The organism is Corynebacterium pollutisoli (assembly GCF_900177745.1).
In the GTDB taxonomy this organism is placed as follows: Bacteria; Actinomycetota; Actinomycetes; order Mycobacteriales; family Mycobacteriaceae; genus Corynebacterium; species Corynebacterium pollutisoli.
Genome location: NZ_FXAR01000001.1, coordinates 57,598 through 72,670 on the forward strand (window position 1 = coordinate 57,598; position 15,073 = coordinate 72,670).

Below are 15,073 nucleotides of genomic sequence, written 5' to 3' on the forward strand. Positions count from 1 at the left end.
GATTCCTTTCTCGAGGGCGTCAGCGGGTCAGCTCGGTGACGAAGGTGCGGATGAGCGAGAGGACGTGCGGGTCGGCGGCCAGGTCGTGGTCGAGGGCGGCCAGCAGGGCCCGGACGGGGTCGTCGGCCCGACGGGCGGCGAGCAGCTCGGCGGCGCGGGTGTCGGCGATGTCCTCGCCCCGCAGGAGGAAGGCGATCCACGCGGCGATGGAGTACGCGGCGCCGTGGCCGAGGAGGTTGTTGGCCCGTTGCGTCTTGAGGATGGGGACGGCCCGCATGCGCTGCTTGGTGCCGCCGTCGATGCCGATCTGGGCGAGGTTGTGGCGGATGCGGGGGTTGGCGAAGCGGTCGAGGAGGGCGCGTCGATAAGCGGTGATGTCGAGCCCTGGGGCGGTGAGGTGTTCGGCGGCGTCGTCCCACAGGAGCTCGACGTGGTGGCGGATCTCGCGGTCGGCGATGGCCTCGGCGACGGTGGTGTGGCCACGCAGCTGGCCCAGGTAGGCCATGAGCGAGTGCGCGCCGTTGAGCAGCCACAACTTGCGACGCTCGAAGGGGGCGATGTCGGCGACGAACTGCGCGCCGGCCCGCTCCCAGGCGGGCCGCCCGGCGGGGAAGGAACCCTCGATGACCCAGGAGGCGAAGGGCTCGGTGACCACCGGCACGGCGTCCTCCCGGCCGGTGGCACGGGCGACCTCGGCGACGAACTCCTCGGTGGTGGCCGGGGTGATCCGGTCGATGGAGGTCGACGGGAAGGTGACGTGCGCGGTGATCCACTCGGCCAGCTCCGGGTCGAGGGCGCGGGCGAAACCGAGGACGGAGGCGCGGGTGGTGGTGCCGTTGTCGCTGAGGTTGTCACAGCTCATCACGGCCAGGCCCCCGGCGTCGGCGGCGCGGCGGGCCCGCAGCCCGGCGACCAGGCGGCCGGCGGCGCTGAGCAGCGGGCCGTCGCTGCTGCCGACGCGCAGGGTGGCCAGGTCGGCGACGATGTCCGGGGCCTGCGTGTTGAGCTCGAGGTCCTCGGTGAGGTGGTAGCCGGCCTCGGTGACGGTGAGGGTGACCACGGCGACGTTCGCATCGGCGAGCAGCTCGATGAACCGGGCGGTGTTCTCCGCCGGGTGGGACTCCACCAGGGAGGTCATCAGCTCCGGGCTGTCGCCGTCCCCCGAGCGGGTGACCAGGGTGTACAGGCCGTCCTGGGCGGCCAGTTCCAGGGAGATGCCGGCGCTGCGGCCCGCGAAGGAGGCGTACCCCCACTCCGGGTGCTCCGGGTCGGCCTCCGCCTGCTGCGTGTACCAGACCTGGTGGGCGCGGTGGAAGGCACCGAGGCCCAGGTGGACGAGCCGGACCGGCGGGGTGGGGGAGGAGACGGTGGTGCGGTTGAGAGCGGTCACAGCTTGAACACCCTTCGGGGAGAGGAGTCGATCAGGTCGACGATGATGTCGGCGGCCCGGTCCTCGGTGAGACGGTGCTCGCCGACGAGGCGGGCGAGGTAGGCGGCGTCGACGCGGCGGGAGGTGTTGTGGCGCGCCGGGATGGAGCAGTAGGCGCGGGTGTCGTCGATGAAGCCGGAGTAGCGGGAGAAACCGGCGGCGCCGGTGGTGGCGGCCCGGTAGCGGTTCATGGCGTCGATCTCGTCGATGAACCACCAGGGGGCGCCGAGGTAGACGCTGGGGTAGTAGCCGGCGAGGGGGCCGAGTTCGCGGGAGAAGACCGTCTCGTCCATGGTGAACAGGACGAAGTGGAAGTCGGGGTTCTCGCCGAAGTCACTGAGCAGGGGCTGCAGCCCGCGGGTGTAGTCGAGGGCGAAGGGGATGTCGTGGCCGGTGTCGGCGCCGAAGCGGGCGAAGGCGCTGGCGGAGTGGTTGCGGTAGGCGCCCGGGTGCAGCGTCATCACCAGTCCGTCGTCCCGGCTCATCTCGGCGAAGCGGTAGGTCATGTTCGCCTCGAAGGCGGCGGCCTCGGCGCGGGTGGCGGTGCCGGCCCGACCCTTGTCGAAGAGGCGCTGCGCCGTGGCGTCGTCAAGCGGGGTGGTGTCGGCGTTGTGGGTGCCGTGGTCGGCGGACGTCGCGCCGTGGTCGAGGAAGTAGGCGCGGCGGTTGCGCAGCGCCTGCAGGTAGCCGGCGTAGCCGGTCTGCCCGTCACCGGCGACGTCGATGAGCTTCTCGACGTTCTCCGCGAACCCCGCGTTGTACATCTTCGTGTACGCGTCGGGGCGGAAGGTGGGCAGCACCCGCGGGGAGAACGTCGGGTCGGCGGCCAGGGTGCGGTGGGCGGCGAGATCGTCGAGCGGGTCGTCGGTGGTGGCCAGCACCTCGAGGCCGAACGTGTCGGCCAGGGCGCGGGGGCGGAAATCGGGGCGGGCGATGACCTCGGACAGTTCGGCGTAGATGTCGTCCGGGTCGTCGGTGTTGAGGCGTTCGGGGTGGATGCCGAAGACGTGCTCGAACTCCTGCTCCAGCCAGTAGCCGGAGGCGGTGCCGGCGTACAGCGGCCAGTGCTGCTGGAAGATCCGCCAGGCGGCCTGCTTGTCGACGTCCGGGTTGCTGCCTCCCACGCCGAGGTCGGCGAGGTCGACGCCCGCGGAGTGGAGGACGCGGGTGACGTAGTGGTCGGGGGTGATCAGGAGGGTGGTGGGGTCAGGGAAGGGGTCGTCGGTGACGAACATCGCGGGGTCGAGGTGACCGTGCGGGGAGATGACGGGGAGGTCCTCGACGTGGGCCAGCAGCCGACGGGCGACGGCCCGGGTCGTGGAGTCCACCGGGAGGAGGCGGTCCGGGTGCGCGGCGTGTGAGGTGCTCATACAACCATCTCACCGCGTGAACCGCCTCACAATCAATGGGTTGCAGGTTGTTGCCGCAGGGTGGAGCCCCGCACGATGAGCCGGGTCGGCAGGACGCGTGGTTCGGCCGTCGGCAGCCGCATCCCGCGGACGATGGCGATGAGGTTGGCGGTGGCCACCCTCCCCAGGGTGCGCAGCGGCCCGGCCACGGTGGTCAGCCCCGGCGGCACCAGCGCGGTCAGTTCGGTGTTGTCGAAACCCAGGACCGCGACGTCGCCGGGCACGTCGACCCCCGCGTGGCGGGCCTGGTCGAGGAAGCCGACGCCGACGAGGTCGTTGAAGCAGATGACGGCGTCCGTGGGGTGGCGCTGCCAGGCGGCGAAGGCGCGCCGCCCGCCGAGGGTGGTGGGCTCGTCGACGCGGAGCTGACGGACGGTGATGCCGCTGGAGCCGCTGGTGCTCGCCGGGGGCTGGCGGGTGTAGGCGGCGGTGGCGGCGTCGGGGCCGGCCGAGTGGGGGTCGACGGCGTCGAGAAGCCCGCGCCAGCGGATCCCGTCGGCCCACGAGTCGACGGGCCCGGCCAGGTAGGTGATGCTGCGCACCCCCTGCGACTCCAGGTGGGCGACGGCCTTGAGCACCCCTTCGTAGTTGTCGACCAGCACGCTCGGCACCCCGAGGACCGGCCGGTTGATGCACACGGTGGGCACGCGGCGGGCGATCTTCTGGATGTCGCCGTTGGCCAGGCGGGTCGACGCCAGCAGCAGCCCGTCGAAGGTGGGCAGCAGGTGTTCGAGGGTGGCCCGGGCGCGGGGCACCGATTCGTGGGTGTCGGCGATGGTCAGCAGCATGCCCTCTGCGCGGGCGGCGTGCTCGGCGCCGCGGAAGACCTCCAGGAAGAAGGGGTTGGTGATGTCGGCGACGACCAGGCCCAGGTTTCCGGTGGCGTGGGAGGCGCCGGACGGGGTGACGGTCTCGGTGTCGGTGCGGTAGCCGAGTTCGCGGGCCACCCTGCGGACCTTCTCGGCGGTGCGGAAACTCACGCGGTCGGGGCGGGAGAAGGTCCGGGACACCGTCGAGGGGGAGACGTCGGCCAGGCGCGCGATGTCGTAGATCGTCACATCTTTGTCCGCACCGTGGGTCATGGCGCCATGGTAACCGGACCGGGTGGGGGCGGCAGGGCCGGTAGGCTCGGGCCCATGAAGATGCCGATCCCGGATTACCTCCAGGAGATCCTCGACCATGTCCGCGACGAGGACGGCGGTGAGGTCGCCGACTACATCCCCGAGCTCGCCGAGGCGGACCCGGATCGCCTCGCCATCGCCCTGTGCACCGCCTCGGGCCACGTCTACGAGGCGGGCCCGGACGCCGACGTCGAGTACACGATCCAGTCGATCTCCAAGCCCTTCGTCTTCGCCCTGGCGCTGCAGGAGCTGGGGCCGGAGGCGGTGCTCGACGTCGTCGGTCTCGAGCCCTCCGGGGAGGCCTTCAACGAGCTCTCCCTCGACGACAACGACAAGCGCCCCGTCAACCCGATGATCAACGCCGGTGCCATCGCGGTCAACCAGCTCATCAACGGGGAGGATTCGAGCGTGGAGGACCGCGTGGAGAAGATCCGTGACCTCTTCTCCCGCCTCGCCGGGAGGGAGCTGCACATCGACGCTGAGCTCTCCGCCTCCGAGCTCGAGGGCGCGGACCGTAACCTCTCCATCGCGCACATGCTGCGCAGCTACGACATCATCAAGGACGACGCCCACGACGCCGTCCTCTCCTACACCCACCAGTGCTCCACCCTGGTGACCACGCGTGACCTTTCGGTCATGTCCGCCACCCTGGCCAACGGCGGCACCCAGCCGGTGACGGGGGAGAGGATCCTCAGCGCCGAGGCCTGCCGCCTCACCCTCGCGGTGATGAGCTCCGCGGGCATGTACGACGGTGCGGGCCGCTGGATGGCCGGGGTGGGTATCCCGGCGAAGTCGGGGGTGGCCGGCGGGCTGATCGGCACCCTGCCGGGGCAGCTGGGCATCGCGACGTTCTCCCCGCGCCTGGACACCCAGGGCAACTCGGTGCGCGGCGTGAAGATCTTCGAGTACCTCTCCCGCGACATGGGCCTGCACCTCATGTCCTCCGACCAGCATTCCGTGCCGGGGGTGCGGTCGATCACCCGCGACGGCGACCAGACCATCATCCGCCTGCAGGGCACCATCAACTTCACGGCCGCGGAGAACATCCTCCACCAGCTCACCACCCACAACCTGGGCGGCGAGGAACTGGTGCTCGACGTCTCCCGGGTCACCTCCTTCAACCGGATGGGCCGCCGCATGGTCAAGGAGGGGCTGCGCCTCCTGCGCGAGGGTGGTTTCGAGTGCGCGATCTACGACCCGGAGGGCGTGGTCACCGACCTCGAGTTCTCCGACGGCACCACCGCCGACACGGTCGACAGCTTCTGATGGTCTGGATCGTGTTCGGGGGGCCTTCGCCGTGGTGGTGGCCGTGTTCGCCGTGGCGCGGCGCTCCGGTGGGGGTGGTCGCGGGTTCCCCTGGTTCTGGGTGGTGTTTCCGCTGACGATGCTGGCGGTCGCGGCGTCGACCATGTTCTGGGCGGGTTTCGGGCCGGACACCTTCGATGTCTTCGGCGGCCCCGGCCACGACCACTTCTTCTTCTGGAACCTCGCCACCACCGCCTGGCCGATCCTGGCGCTGCTCGGCGCAGCACTGTCCGTCCGGGTCTGGCACAAGGGGCGGCGCTGATGGCGACTGAAGGTCTCATCGTGCTCGGGTCGTTCACTGTGCTCATCGTCGTGCTGGTCGCGGTCAGCGCTCATCCACGCGCCGCCTTCCCCTGGTTCTGGGTCGCCTTCCCCCTCACCTGTCTGGCGGCCGTGTTCCTGCTGCACCGTCTCCTCCCGGTGTCACCGATCTCCGCCGCCTACGGCTGGACCGTGTACCTGCCGTTGCCCGGGTCCGCCTTCCTCGGCCCCTCCCTGTGGGAGCCGGTCGTGTGGTTCGCTGTGTTCTGCGGAGGAGTGCTCGCGTCGGTGCGGGCCTGGCGCCGGGGTAGTGTCGAGGAATGATTCAGGCGGTCTCCTTCGGGTTGTTGGACTCCCTCAACGCCCTGCTCATCGGTGTCATCGTGGCGCTCGGCGTCATGCTGCCCCGCAACGCTGCTTATCGACGCATCGTCACCCTCCTCATCGCCGGTGACTGGTTCGGCGTCTTCGTGCTGTCCTTCATCACGATGGTCGTCTTCGACGGCATCCGGGACCTGGTGCAGCGTGCCCTGGACTCTCCGGTGTTCGGCATCCTGCTCATCATCACCGGCGTGCTCACCTTCGTGGCCACCCTGCGTGGCGACGGCGGCGGCGACTCCCCGCTCGTCCGCCGCATCCTCGACCCCCTCCAGGCCCCGTCCTTCAAGACGGTCGTCGTCGGCTTCATCCTCGGTCTCGCCCAGTCGGCGACGTCCATCCCCTTCTTCACCGGCCTGGCCTACCTGTCGGCGGGGGACTACCACGCGGCGGTGCGCTACGGCGGGCTCGTCGTCTACGCCAGCCTGGCGCTGAGCCTGCCGGCCCTGTCGGCGGTCTTCGTCGGCCTCGTCCGCGCCTACCCGTACTCGGTGTTCGGGCGGGCCTTCGAGTGGATGCGGGGCAATCGCGAGGTCGTCGTCAAGCTCGCCAGCTATATCGTGGCCGTGGCCCTGACGCTGTTCGGCGTGGTCAAGCTGCTGTAGCACGAAAAACACCGTCTGCGCTGGGCAGACGGTGTTTGTGTGGTGCGCCATCAGGGACTCGAACCCCGAACCCACTGATTAAGAGTCAGTTGCTCTACCAATTGAGCTAATGGCGCTGGTGTCTTCCGTTCTTTCCCTTGTTCGGGGCTGTCCGGGCAACGAAGAAAAATATAACAGGCAATCGTGCAACCTACAAAATCGCCAGGTCACGCGCTGTTTTTAACGTGCTGTTCATGTCGGTTTCGCTATTGTGACGTGTCTCGTATTGGTCATACGTGCGGTGGGAAGTATGGTGGCGGTAGTTCACGGCGACTAAGGATCGCCGCCGGCGAAGTGTCAGAAGGTAGTTCGTGAAGGTGTTGAGGTCCCCGTTGCGATGGGGTGGTGCGCTGCTGTTGTCGGCCGTGCTGGCGGCGGGGACGTTGACGGCGTGCACGATTGACAGGGCGTCGATAAGCGAGACCGCGGCGGAGACCAGCGAGACGGCGCAGCCGGCGCCGATGAAGGTGTCGGTGAGAGACGGTGCGGAGGATGTCGATCCTTCCGAGCCTGTCACGGTCACCTCGGCGGAGGGCCTGAAGAAGGTCACCATGACGAACCAGAACGGCAAGGTCGTCGAGTCGGAGATGTCCGCGGACAAGAAGTCGTGGACGACGGCGGAGGTGCTCGGCTACCACCGCACGTACACGCTCGTGGCGGAGGATGCGGCGGGGCAGAAGACGACGACGGTGTTTCAGACGCCGAGCCCGGCGTCGACAAGCGGGGTCGCCCTGGCGCCGCTCGACGGGGCCGTGGTGGGCGTGGCGCAGACGATCACGATGCGTTTCGGCACCGCCGTCAAGGACCGGCAGGCGGCGCAGGACGCCATTACCGTCACCACGTCGCCGCAGGTGGAGGGGGCCTTCTACTGGCTCAACAACGCCGAGCTGCGGTGGCGTCCGGAGGAGTACTGGGCGCCCGGCACGAAGGTCACCGTCGAGGCCGACCTGTACGGCGCGGACCTCGGTGGCGGAACGTGGGGCTCGCAGGACAACAGGATGAGCTTCAGCATCGGCGAGGATGTCCGCACCATCGTCGACGACGCCACCAAGTCGATGACCGTCTACCGGAACGGCGAGGCGCTGCGCACCATCCCTGTCTCCCTGGGGCGCGACACCGCCCGCTGGGCCACCCCGAACGGCACGTACATCATCGGTGACCAGCACGAATCGCTGGTGATGGACTCGATGACCTACGGACTCGAGTATGACCAGGGCGGCTACAAGACGAAGGTCGCCTACGCCACGCAGATGTCCTGGTCGGGCATCTACGTCCACGGCGCCCCGTGGTCGGTGGGGGACCAGGGTTACCGCAACGTCTCCCACGGTTGCATCAACGTGACCAACGAGGCCGCGCAGTGGTTCCAGAATCAGGTCAAGCGCGGCGACCCGGTCATCGTGCAGAACACCGTCGGCGGGACCCTCTCCGGATGGGACGGCCTCGGCGACTGGAACATCCCGTGGGAGACGTGGAGGAAGGGCAACGCCGAGCCGACCTCCTAGGGGGTCGGCGTGCCGCCGGTGACGCCGAGGGTCTCGCCCATGACGAACGACGCCTCGTCGGAGGCGAGGAACACGTACGCCCCGGCGAGCTCCGCCGGCTGCCCGGCGCGCCCCAGCGGCGAGTGCTGCCCGAACTCCTCGAGCTTCTCCGGCGGCTGCCCGTGGGAGGGCTGCAGCGGGGTCCACACCGGGCCGGGGGCGACGGCGTTGACGCGGATCCCCTCGGGTGCCAGCTGCTCGGCCAGGCCCTTGGACAGGTTGTTCATTGCGGCCTTGGTGAGGGCGTAGTCGAGCAGGTGCGGGGAGGGCTGGTACGCCTGGATCGACGAGGTGAAGATGATCGACGAGCCCGGCTTGAGGTGGGGGAGCGCCGCCTTGGTGACGCGGTAGGAGGAGTAGACGTTCGACTTCATGGTGGCGTCGAAGTCCTCGTCGGGGATGTTGCCGATGCCGTCGTGCCAGATCTGGCGGGAGGCGTTGTTTACCAGGATGTCCAGGCCGCCGAAGGCCTCGACGGTGTCGGCGACGGTCTTCTCGCACTGGGCGAGTTCCTGCAGGTCGCCGGGTAGGGCCAGGGCCTTCCGCCCGGCGTCCTCGATGGCCTTGATGATGACGTCGGCGTCCTCCTGCTCCTCGGGGAGGTAGGAGATGGCGACGTCGGCACCCTCCCGTGCGTAGGCGATGGCGACGGCCGCGCCGATACCGGAGTCACCGCCGGTGATCAGGGCCTTGCGGCCGGTGAGGCGGCCGTTGCCCTCGTAGGATTCGAGGCCGAGGTCGGCCTTCGGTTCGAGCCTTTTATCCAGGCCCGGGTGGGGCTGCTCCTGCTGCGGCGGATCGATCTTCGGGTGGAGGGTGCGGGGGTCGTTGATGTCGGCCATTGTGACCTGCCTTTCATTAGCGGATGCGCATTGGATGGTTCCGATGGTACGGAAAACCCCGCGCGGTCGCCGCTGGCACAGTGGAGGCATGCGATTGTCCGTGCTCGACCGTGCCAATTCCCTGACAGGTGACAGTGACGCCACCGCGCTGCGGCGGGTGGTGGAGCATGCGCGCGACGTCGAGAAGCTCGGTTTCTCCCGCTTCCTCGTCGCCGAACACCACGCCGTGCCCGGCCTCCCCGGCTCGCAACCGGGCATGCTGGCGATGGCGTGCGCGGCTGTGACGAGCGACATTCGCATCGGCACCGCGGGCATCATGCTGCCCGATCACCAGCCCCTCATCGTCGCCGAGCAGATCGCCACGCTGGAGGCACTTCATCCCGCGCGTATCGACGCCGGAATCGGCTCCTCCCTCGGATTCACCGCGCCCGTGCGCGCCGCCCTGCGGCAGGGGGACGTCGCCACGCTCAAGGCCCGCTACCCGGACGACCTGCGGGAACTGCTCAGCTACCTCGACGGCATGGGGGCCGTCACCGCGCGCCCGCAGGCCGGTGGCACGCCCGTGTGGCTGCTCGCGGGTTTCCGCTCCGCGCTGCTGGCGGCGGAACTCGGCCTCGGCGTCATCCTCGGCGGCCCCAACCAGGTCGCCGCCGCGCGTCTGTACCGGGAGAACTTCTGTCCCGGGCGTATCGACGCCCCCTCCGTCATCCTCTCCGCCACCGTCGCCGTCGCGCCCACCGCCGAGGCGGCGCGCGACCTTCTCCTGCCCGAGGCGTACGCGCAGGCGCGCGCCCGCACCACGGGCAGCTTCGACCCGCTGCTGCCCGTCGCGGACCTGCCCGAACCCACGGCACAGGAGCGACGCCGCATGGAGGAGACCCTGGCCTCGGCGATCCACGGGACGCCGGGGGACGTCGAGAAGCAGCTGCGGGAGCTTCTCGACGCCGCCGGAGCGGAGGAACTCCTCGTCACCGGCGGCATGAGCGACCTCGGGGGACGCGCGGAGTCGGAGCGGCTGCTCGCCGGGATGCTCAGCGGATGAGGTGCCGCTTACTGGCGTGGAAGGTCGGCTCCAGCGCTGCGTAATCGCGCTCGGGGTGCCAGTGCTCACCGTCGCCGGCGACGGTGGCGGCGAGGAAGTCGGCCACCGCGTGCAGCACCGGCGGTTCGCAGGTGGGGCAGGAGTTGACCTCGTAGACCACGAGCTCACCGGCGGCGGTGTTCTCTCCGATGTCCACCCCGCCGATGAGCGTGCCCGCCCCGCGGGAGGCGCGCTCGGCCAGGTCGGCGATCTCCGGCGTGAGCGGGCACGGCGCGATGGTGCCGCCGGCGCGGACGTTGGTGATCCACTTCCCCTCCGGCGCGTAGCGGTACATGGCGAACACGGCCCGGTGGTTGACGGTGTAGACGCGGATGTCGCGGCCCGGGTTCTCGACGTAGGGCACCACGTAGTACGCGCCGTCGGGCACCGCGTCGGCGGGTCCCTCCAGCTTCTGCAGGCCCCGGCCCCCGAATCCGGACAGCGGCTTGGCCACCGCCGGGCCGCCGATGTCCTCCAGCCAGCCGCGCAGCGCCCGGTGGTCGTGGCCGGAGATCACGGGGTAGTGCAGGGCACCCGCCGCGGCCAGCTGGGAACTGTCGAGGAACTTGTGCTGCGCCCGGAACAGGGTGAGGGCGTCGTTGATCACCGGCACACCCAGGCGGGAGAACACGTCGAGATGCGCCATCCCCGGGATGAGCAGCTCATCGAGGACCCACCCGACGACCAGGTCCGGGCGCAGCCCGCGCCCGTCGACGGAGACGGTGACCCCGTCCGCATCGGCGTGGGAGACCAGGTCGTGCGGGTGAACGCGGATGACCGCCAGGCCGTGGTCGCGCAGCAGGGGGAACAGGACGGCGTGGTCCTCGTCGTCAATGTCGTCGCCGAGGAACATCACCAGGGGGCGATCGAGGCCCAGATCGTCGAGCAGACTGTTCATGGCTACCACCTTATGTGTCAGGTAGAGCCAACCTACCTCAATTAAGGTGTCCTTCATGAGCGAATCGAACCGCAGGTGGGCACCCTGGCTCGCGGCCCTGGGGGCTCTCGCGGTGGTGTCCGGGCTGGCCGCCGTGGCCTGGCCGGACCTGACCCTCGCACAGCGCATCGGCGGCGGCCTGCTCACCCTGCTGGGTGCGGTGGGTGTGGTGTGGGCGGCGTCGAGAAGCAGCGGGTGGCGCCCCCTTCTCGTCGCCGCGCTACCGGCCCTGCTGCTCACCGGCGTGCTCGTCGCGACGATGGCCCAGAACCCGCAGGGCGGGCCGAGCGTCGTGGCGCACCGCTCGGGCACGCTGCCGGCCGCGCCGGTCGACACCCTCGACGAGCTGCACGCCCAGGCTCTTGACGTCGCCGACCAGCTGGCCGACGGCGGATCCACCCGGCTCATCCGGATGAACCTGTACACCGATCTCTCCGCGGGCACCCTCATTGACGTCGCCGACAACGCGGGCGGGAAGTTCCGCGCGCGCCTGGAGACCCACCCCCGGCGCGAATGGCAGTGGGAGCGGGAATCGCTCGAACACGACCTCGACACCTTCGACGGGCGGCGGGTCACCTTCGCCTACGACCGGGCCGTCGAGGAGCTCACCGCCGCCGCCCGGAGCATCGGCACCACCCCCGACTTCGAGACGGTGTGGATCTACCCGGGGCACTCCGCCCTGCAGCCGCTCGAGGTGGCGAATCCGGAGGCACTGCCCGTCGCGCAGTTCAACTCCCGTGCCCGCGGCCGTGACCTGCGCCTCCAGGTACTCGCCGACGGCACCCTGCCCGACACCTACTTCGATGTCACCGACATCGACGCCGCCCGCGAGCAGATCAGCAACGCCCTGCTGCTCGACGACCGCCGCCCCGCCGCCGCCGAACTCCAGACCCTCTCCGCCCGCAGCGCCACCCAGCTTCTCGACGGCCCCGCCATCGACGACCGTCCCCTGGTGGGCGGCGTCGAGTTCCGCGGCACCGTCGACGGTGATTACCTCCAGGTCGCCGTCCACATCGGGCAGTTCCCCACCATCGAACCCCGCACCCCCGACGATCAGCTCGGTTTCCACCCCCTGGCGGACATCCCGGTGGGGGAGAACCCGGTGCCCGACACCGACCACCTCGTCGCCTGGCAGATCCGCGCCGAGGACCCGGGGATCATCCTGCGCACCAAGGACGGCCCCGATGCACCCGAGCAGCGCCGGGAACTCTAGGTCAGCTCAGCGCGCTGCAGCGTCTCGAGGCGCTCGACGGCCGGGAGGGAACGGGGCAGCAGGCCGGCGTCGATGAGCGAACGCACCTTCTCCAGGGCGCGGCGGTAGTACGTCGCCCGCTCCTCGGCGGTGGCCGCCCGCCGGGCATGACGGTAGAGCTTGATACCGGTCTCGGCCTCACTCCGGCGCGCGGGTTCCAGTGCCGAGGTACCCGTCGACCGCGCATGACGCTGCGCACCCGCCCACGCCATGCGCAGTTCGTCGACAGCCTCCGAATACGCCTCAGGCGTGGCCCGGCCGGTCGCCGCCAGCGCGTCGAAGAAGCGGTGCACCTCCGGGCGTGAACGGTCCCACAGTCCGGGGAAGCGCAGCAGCATCTCAGGGTCGAGTTCCCACTGCGCGTACTCGTCGAGCACTGCCCGGTGGTGGGCCTCGGCCTGCTCGAACGCTGTCGGCCCGGTGGGTTCCGCCGGCCGCGCGATCATGACCACCGCCGCGGCGATGCCGAGCAGGGAGACGACGATGCCGAGGAGCAGGCCCACGTCACCCCCGACGAACCCGGCCAGCAGCACGGCGAGGAACTGGGAGGCAATGGTGAGGACCACGGCGGACCGGACGTTCATGTCGGCCAGGCTAGCAGCGGCCTTTGCTATGGTGGCGGGCACGTGACACGGGGTGCTGCCCACCGCGCAGCTGAGATGACACCCGTCGAACCTGATCCAGTTAGTACTGGCGAAGGGAATGTCCACGAGGCTGCGCACATGCTGCGTCGCCTGGCGCTACCTTCGCCTTCTCCCAGAGAAAGGCGCACACATGTCCATCACCGCCACCCCCATCTCCCAGCAGATCGTCCTCGTCACCGGCGGCGCCCGCGGCCTGGGCAAGGCCGTCACCGAGGCGTTCCTGCGTGAAGGCGCCAAGGTGGTCGTCAACTACTTCTCCTCGGACCAAGAGGCGCAGGCCATCGTCGACAAGCATCCCGGCCAGGCGGTGGCCATCCGGGCCGACGTCCGTGACCGCGCGCAGATCGACGCCCTGTTCACCCGGGCCCGCGAAGAGTTCGGCGCCCCGGTGACCACCGTCGTCTCCAACGCCCTCATCGACTTCTCCTTCGACGGCGACGCCCGCCCCAAGGCCGAGGACATCGCCTACGAGCGTTTCGAGTCCCAGTTCGCCGGCGCCGTCCAGGGCACCCTCAACGTCACCCAGGCCGCCCTGCCCGGCTTCGACGAGTTCGGCTCGGGCCGCATCATCACCATCGGCACTAACCTCTTCCAGTACCCGGTCGTGCCCTACCACGACTACACCGCCGCCAAGGCCGCCCTCCTCTCGCTCACCCGCACCCTGGCCGCTGACCTGGGCCCGCGTGGCGTGACCGTCAACATGCTCTCCGGCGGCCTGCTGCGTACCACCGACGCCTCCGCCGCCACCCCGGACGAGGTCTTCGACCTCATCGCCTCCGGCACCCCGCTGCAGTCCGTGACCACCCCGGAGGAGTTCGCCGACGCGATCCTCTTCTTCGCCTCCCCGTGGGCGCGCTCCGTCACCGGCCAGAACCTGGTCGTCGATGGCGGCCTGGTCAAGGACTAGTCCGTGCACATCAACCTCTTCGCCTTTGCGGCCGGGCACCACACCTCCGCCTGGCGCGCCGCCGACTCCTCGGTGGGGCGCCTCGGGGACATCACGTACTGGGAGGAGCTCGCGCAGATCGCCGAGCGCGGCAAACTCGACGCCTTCTTCCTTGCCGACGGCCAGTCCGCCGCCATCGGGGGCGTCGGCGGTGGCCCCGCCTGGTTCCTCGAACCCGTCACCACGCTCGCCGCCCTGGCGCGCGCCACCTCGCGGATCGGTCTGGTCACGACCATCTCCGCGACCTTCTGGCCGCCCTTCCACGCCGCCCGCCTCATGGCCAGTCTCGACCACATCTCCGGCGGCCGCGCCGGGATCAACGTCGTCACCTCCATGGGCGACGACGAGGCCCGCAACCACGGCATGCCCGCCCTCCCGCCGCACGCCGAACGCTACGCCCGCGCCGACGAGTTCATCCGGGTGGTGGGGGAGTTGTGGGACTCGTTCCCCGCCGACGCCGTCGTCTGCGACGAATCCTGGGCCGACGCCTCCCGCTTATCGACACCCGCCCACTCCGGCGACTTCTTCCAGGTGGCAGGTCCGCTCAACATCCCCGCCGGCCCGCAGGGCCGCCCCGTCCTGTTCCAGGCCGGGGCCTCCGAACCGGGCCGCGACCTGGCCGCCACCCACGCCGAGGGCATCTACGCCGTGGCGTGGGACCTGGAGATGGCGCGCGAGTACCGTCTCGACGTCCGCCGCCGCGCCGCCGACCAGGGGCGGGACCCGGATTCGATCGTGGTCATGCCGGGCCTGGTCACCTACGTCGGCCGCACCGAGGAGGAGGCCCGCGCCAAGCAGCGCGCGCTGAACGCTCTGCTGCCCGTCGACGACGCGCTGCGTGGGCTGGAGTACTTCATCCGACAGGACACCTCCGGCTGGGACCTCGACGCACCGGTGCCCCCGCTGCCGCCGCTGGACGAGTTCACCGGCCCCAAGGGCCGCTACGCCACCATCCTGCGGATCATCGAGTCCCGCCAGCCCACCGTCCGTGAACTGCTGGGCTACCTCGCCGCCGGCGGCGGGCACGCCACGTTCGTCGGCACGCCCTAGCAGATCGCCGACGAGATGCAGCGTTGGGTGTCAGAGGGTGGGGCCGACGGCTTCAACCTCATGCCGCCCTCCCTGCCCGCCGGCATCGAGGACTTCGTCGACCTGGTCATCCCCGTCCTCCAGGAACGCGGCGTGTTCCGCACCGAGTACGAGGGGACGACGCTACGGGAGCACCTGGGGGAGTAGCCCAATGTGAAAACGCCCTCCCGCTTCGCAAGAAGCCGGAGGGCGTT

14 protein-coding genes, 1 tRNA gene, 1 pseudogene and 1 riboswitch are annotated in these 15,073 nt (G+C 70.0%); of the genes and pseudogenes, 9 read left to right on the forward strand and 7 right to left on the reverse strand.

Annotated features, from left to right (window positions below; translation table 11 throughout):
• Nucleotides 1–19 precede the first annotated feature (19 nt).
• The 3 genes from B9Y70_RS00295 to B9Y70_RS00305 are packed head-to-tail and all read right to left on the reverse strand — an operon-like array spanning nt 20 to nt 3,920.
• The gene (locus B9Y70_RS00295; protein ID WP_085548273.1) at nt 20–1,390 is read right to left on the reverse strand and encodes a mannitol dehydrogenase family protein; all 1,371 of its coding nucleotides are present in this window, start codon (nt 1,388–1,390) and stop codon (nt 20–22) included.
• Nucleotides 1,387–2,799: a glucuronate isomerase gene (uxaC, locus tag B9Y70_RS00300; protein WP_085548274.1), complete on the reverse strand. Its 1,413-nt coding sequence runs from the start codon at nt 2,797–2,799 to the stop codon at nt 1,387–1,389. Before uxaC ends, B9Y70_RS00295 begins: the two co-directional genes overlap by 4 nt.
• Before the next feature lie 32 nt (nt 2,800–2,831).
• Nucleotides 2,832–3,920 (reverse strand): LacI family DNA-binding transcriptional regulator, encoded by a 1,089-nt coding sequence (locus tag B9Y70_RS00305; RefSeq protein ID WP_085548275.1) that lies wholly within the window; start codon nt 3,918–3,920, stop codon nt 2,832–2,834.
• A gap of 54 nt (nt 3,921–3,974) precedes the next feature.
• Between B9Y70_RS00305 and B9Y70_RS00310 the strand changes: the two genes are divergently transcribed.
• The 4 genes from B9Y70_RS00310 to B9Y70_RS00325 are packed head-to-tail and all read left to right on the forward strand — an operon-like array spanning nt 3,975 to nt 6,508.
• Nucleotides 3,975–5,225, forward strand: a complete 1,251-nt coding sequence (locus tag B9Y70_RS00310) for a glutaminase (protein ID WP_085548276.1) — start codon at nt 3,975–3,977, stop codon at nt 5,223–5,225.
• 31 nt (nt 5,226–5,256) lie between these two features.
• Entirely contained in the window at nt 5,257–5,526 is a 270-nt protein-coding gene (locus tag B9Y70_RS00315; RefSeq protein ID WP_085548277.1) for a hypothetical protein, read from the forward strand.
• Nucleotides 5,526–5,849 carry a hypothetical protein gene (locus tag B9Y70_RS00320; protein WP_085548278.1) on the forward strand — a complete coding sequence of 108 codons (324 nt, stop codon included), beginning with the start codon at nt 5,526–5,528 and terminating at the stop codon, nt 5,847–5,849. The genes B9Y70_RS00315 and B9Y70_RS00320 overlap by 1 nt, the downstream gene beginning before the upstream one ends.
• Nucleotides 5,846–6,508, forward strand: a complete 663-nt coding sequence (locus B9Y70_RS00325; RefSeq protein ID WP_085548279.1) for a hypothetical protein — start codon at nt 5,846–5,848, stop codon at nt 6,506–6,508. The genes B9Y70_RS00320 and B9Y70_RS00325 overlap by 4 nt, the downstream gene beginning before the upstream one ends.
• Before the next feature lie 40 nt (nt 6,509–6,548).
• Here the strand turns inward: B9Y70_RS00325 and B9Y70_RS00330 are convergent.
• Nucleotides 6,549–6,624: transfer RNA gene (locus tag B9Y70_RS00330), tRNA-Lys, on the reverse strand.
• A gap of 384 nt (nt 6,625–7,008) precedes the next feature.
• Between B9Y70_RS00330 and B9Y70_RS00335 the strand changes: the two genes are divergently transcribed.
• On the forward strand, nt 7,009–8,049 hold the full coding sequence (locus tag B9Y70_RS00335) for a L,D-transpeptidase (protein ID WP_420838421.1): 1,041 nt from the start codon (nt 7,009–7,011) through the stop codon (nt 8,047–8,049).
• Here B9Y70_RS00335 and B9Y70_RS00340 read toward each other — a convergent pair.
• A complete protein-coding gene (locus tag B9Y70_RS00340; protein WP_085548280.1) occupies nt 8,046–8,930 on the reverse strand; it encodes an SDR family oxidoreductase in 885 nt (294 codons plus the stop codon). The two genes, B9Y70_RS00335 and B9Y70_RS00340, sit on opposite strands and share 4 nt — an antisense overlap.
• 88 nt (nt 8,931–9,018) lie before the next feature.
• Between B9Y70_RS00340 and B9Y70_RS00345 the strand changes: the two genes are divergently transcribed.
• The gene (locus B9Y70_RS00345) at nt 9,019–9,972 is read left to right on the forward strand and encodes an MsnO8 family LLM class oxidoreductase (RefSeq protein ID WP_085548281.1); all 954 of its coding nucleotides are present in this window, start codon (nt 9,019–9,021) and stop codon (nt 9,970–9,972) included.
• On the opposite strand, the gene B9Y70_RS00350 is transcribed toward B9Y70_RS00345, so the two are convergent.
• On the reverse strand, nt 9,962–10,909 hold the full coding sequence (locus B9Y70_RS00350) for an ATP-grasp domain-containing protein (RefSeq protein ID WP_085548282.1): 948 nt from the start codon (nt 10,907–10,909) through the stop codon (nt 9,962–9,964). The genes B9Y70_RS00345 and B9Y70_RS00350 overlap by 11 nt on opposite strands.
• 55 nt (nt 10,910–10,964) lie before the next feature.
• On the opposite strand from B9Y70_RS00350, the gene B9Y70_RS00355 reads away from it, so the two are divergent.
• Nucleotides 10,965–12,161 carry a hypothetical protein gene (locus B9Y70_RS00355; RefSeq protein WP_085548283.1) on the forward strand — a complete coding sequence of 399 codons (1,197 nt, stop codon included), beginning with the start codon at nt 10,965–10,967 and terminating at the stop codon, nt 12,159–12,161.
• Here the strand turns inward: B9Y70_RS00355 and B9Y70_RS00360 are convergent.
• Nucleotides 12,158–12,784, reverse strand: coding sequence for a hypothetical protein (locus B9Y70_RS00360; RefSeq protein ID WP_143337418.1), 627 nt, complete (start codon nt 12,782–12,784; stop codon nt 12,158–12,160). The two genes, B9Y70_RS00355 and B9Y70_RS00360, sit on opposite strands and share 4 nt — an antisense overlap.
• A gap of 38 nt (nt 12,785–12,822) precedes the next feature.
• A riboswitch (TPP riboswitch) is annotated at nt 12,823–12,920 on the forward strand.
• A 54-nt stretch (nt 12,921–12,974) separates the two neighbouring features.
• Between B9Y70_RS00360 and B9Y70_RS00365 the strand changes: the two genes are divergently transcribed.
• Complete coding sequence (locus tag B9Y70_RS00365; RefSeq protein WP_085548285.1) at nt 12,975–13,751, forward strand: 3-oxoacyl-ACP reductase; 777 nt, start codon at nt 12,975–12,977, stop codon at nt 13,749–13,751.
• A gap of 3 nt (nt 13,752–13,754) precedes the next feature.
• Nucleotides 13,755–15,026, forward strand: a pseudogene (locus B9Y70_RS00370) (LLM class flavin-dependent oxidoreductase).
• Nucleotides 15,027–15,073 lie beyond the last annotated feature (47 nt).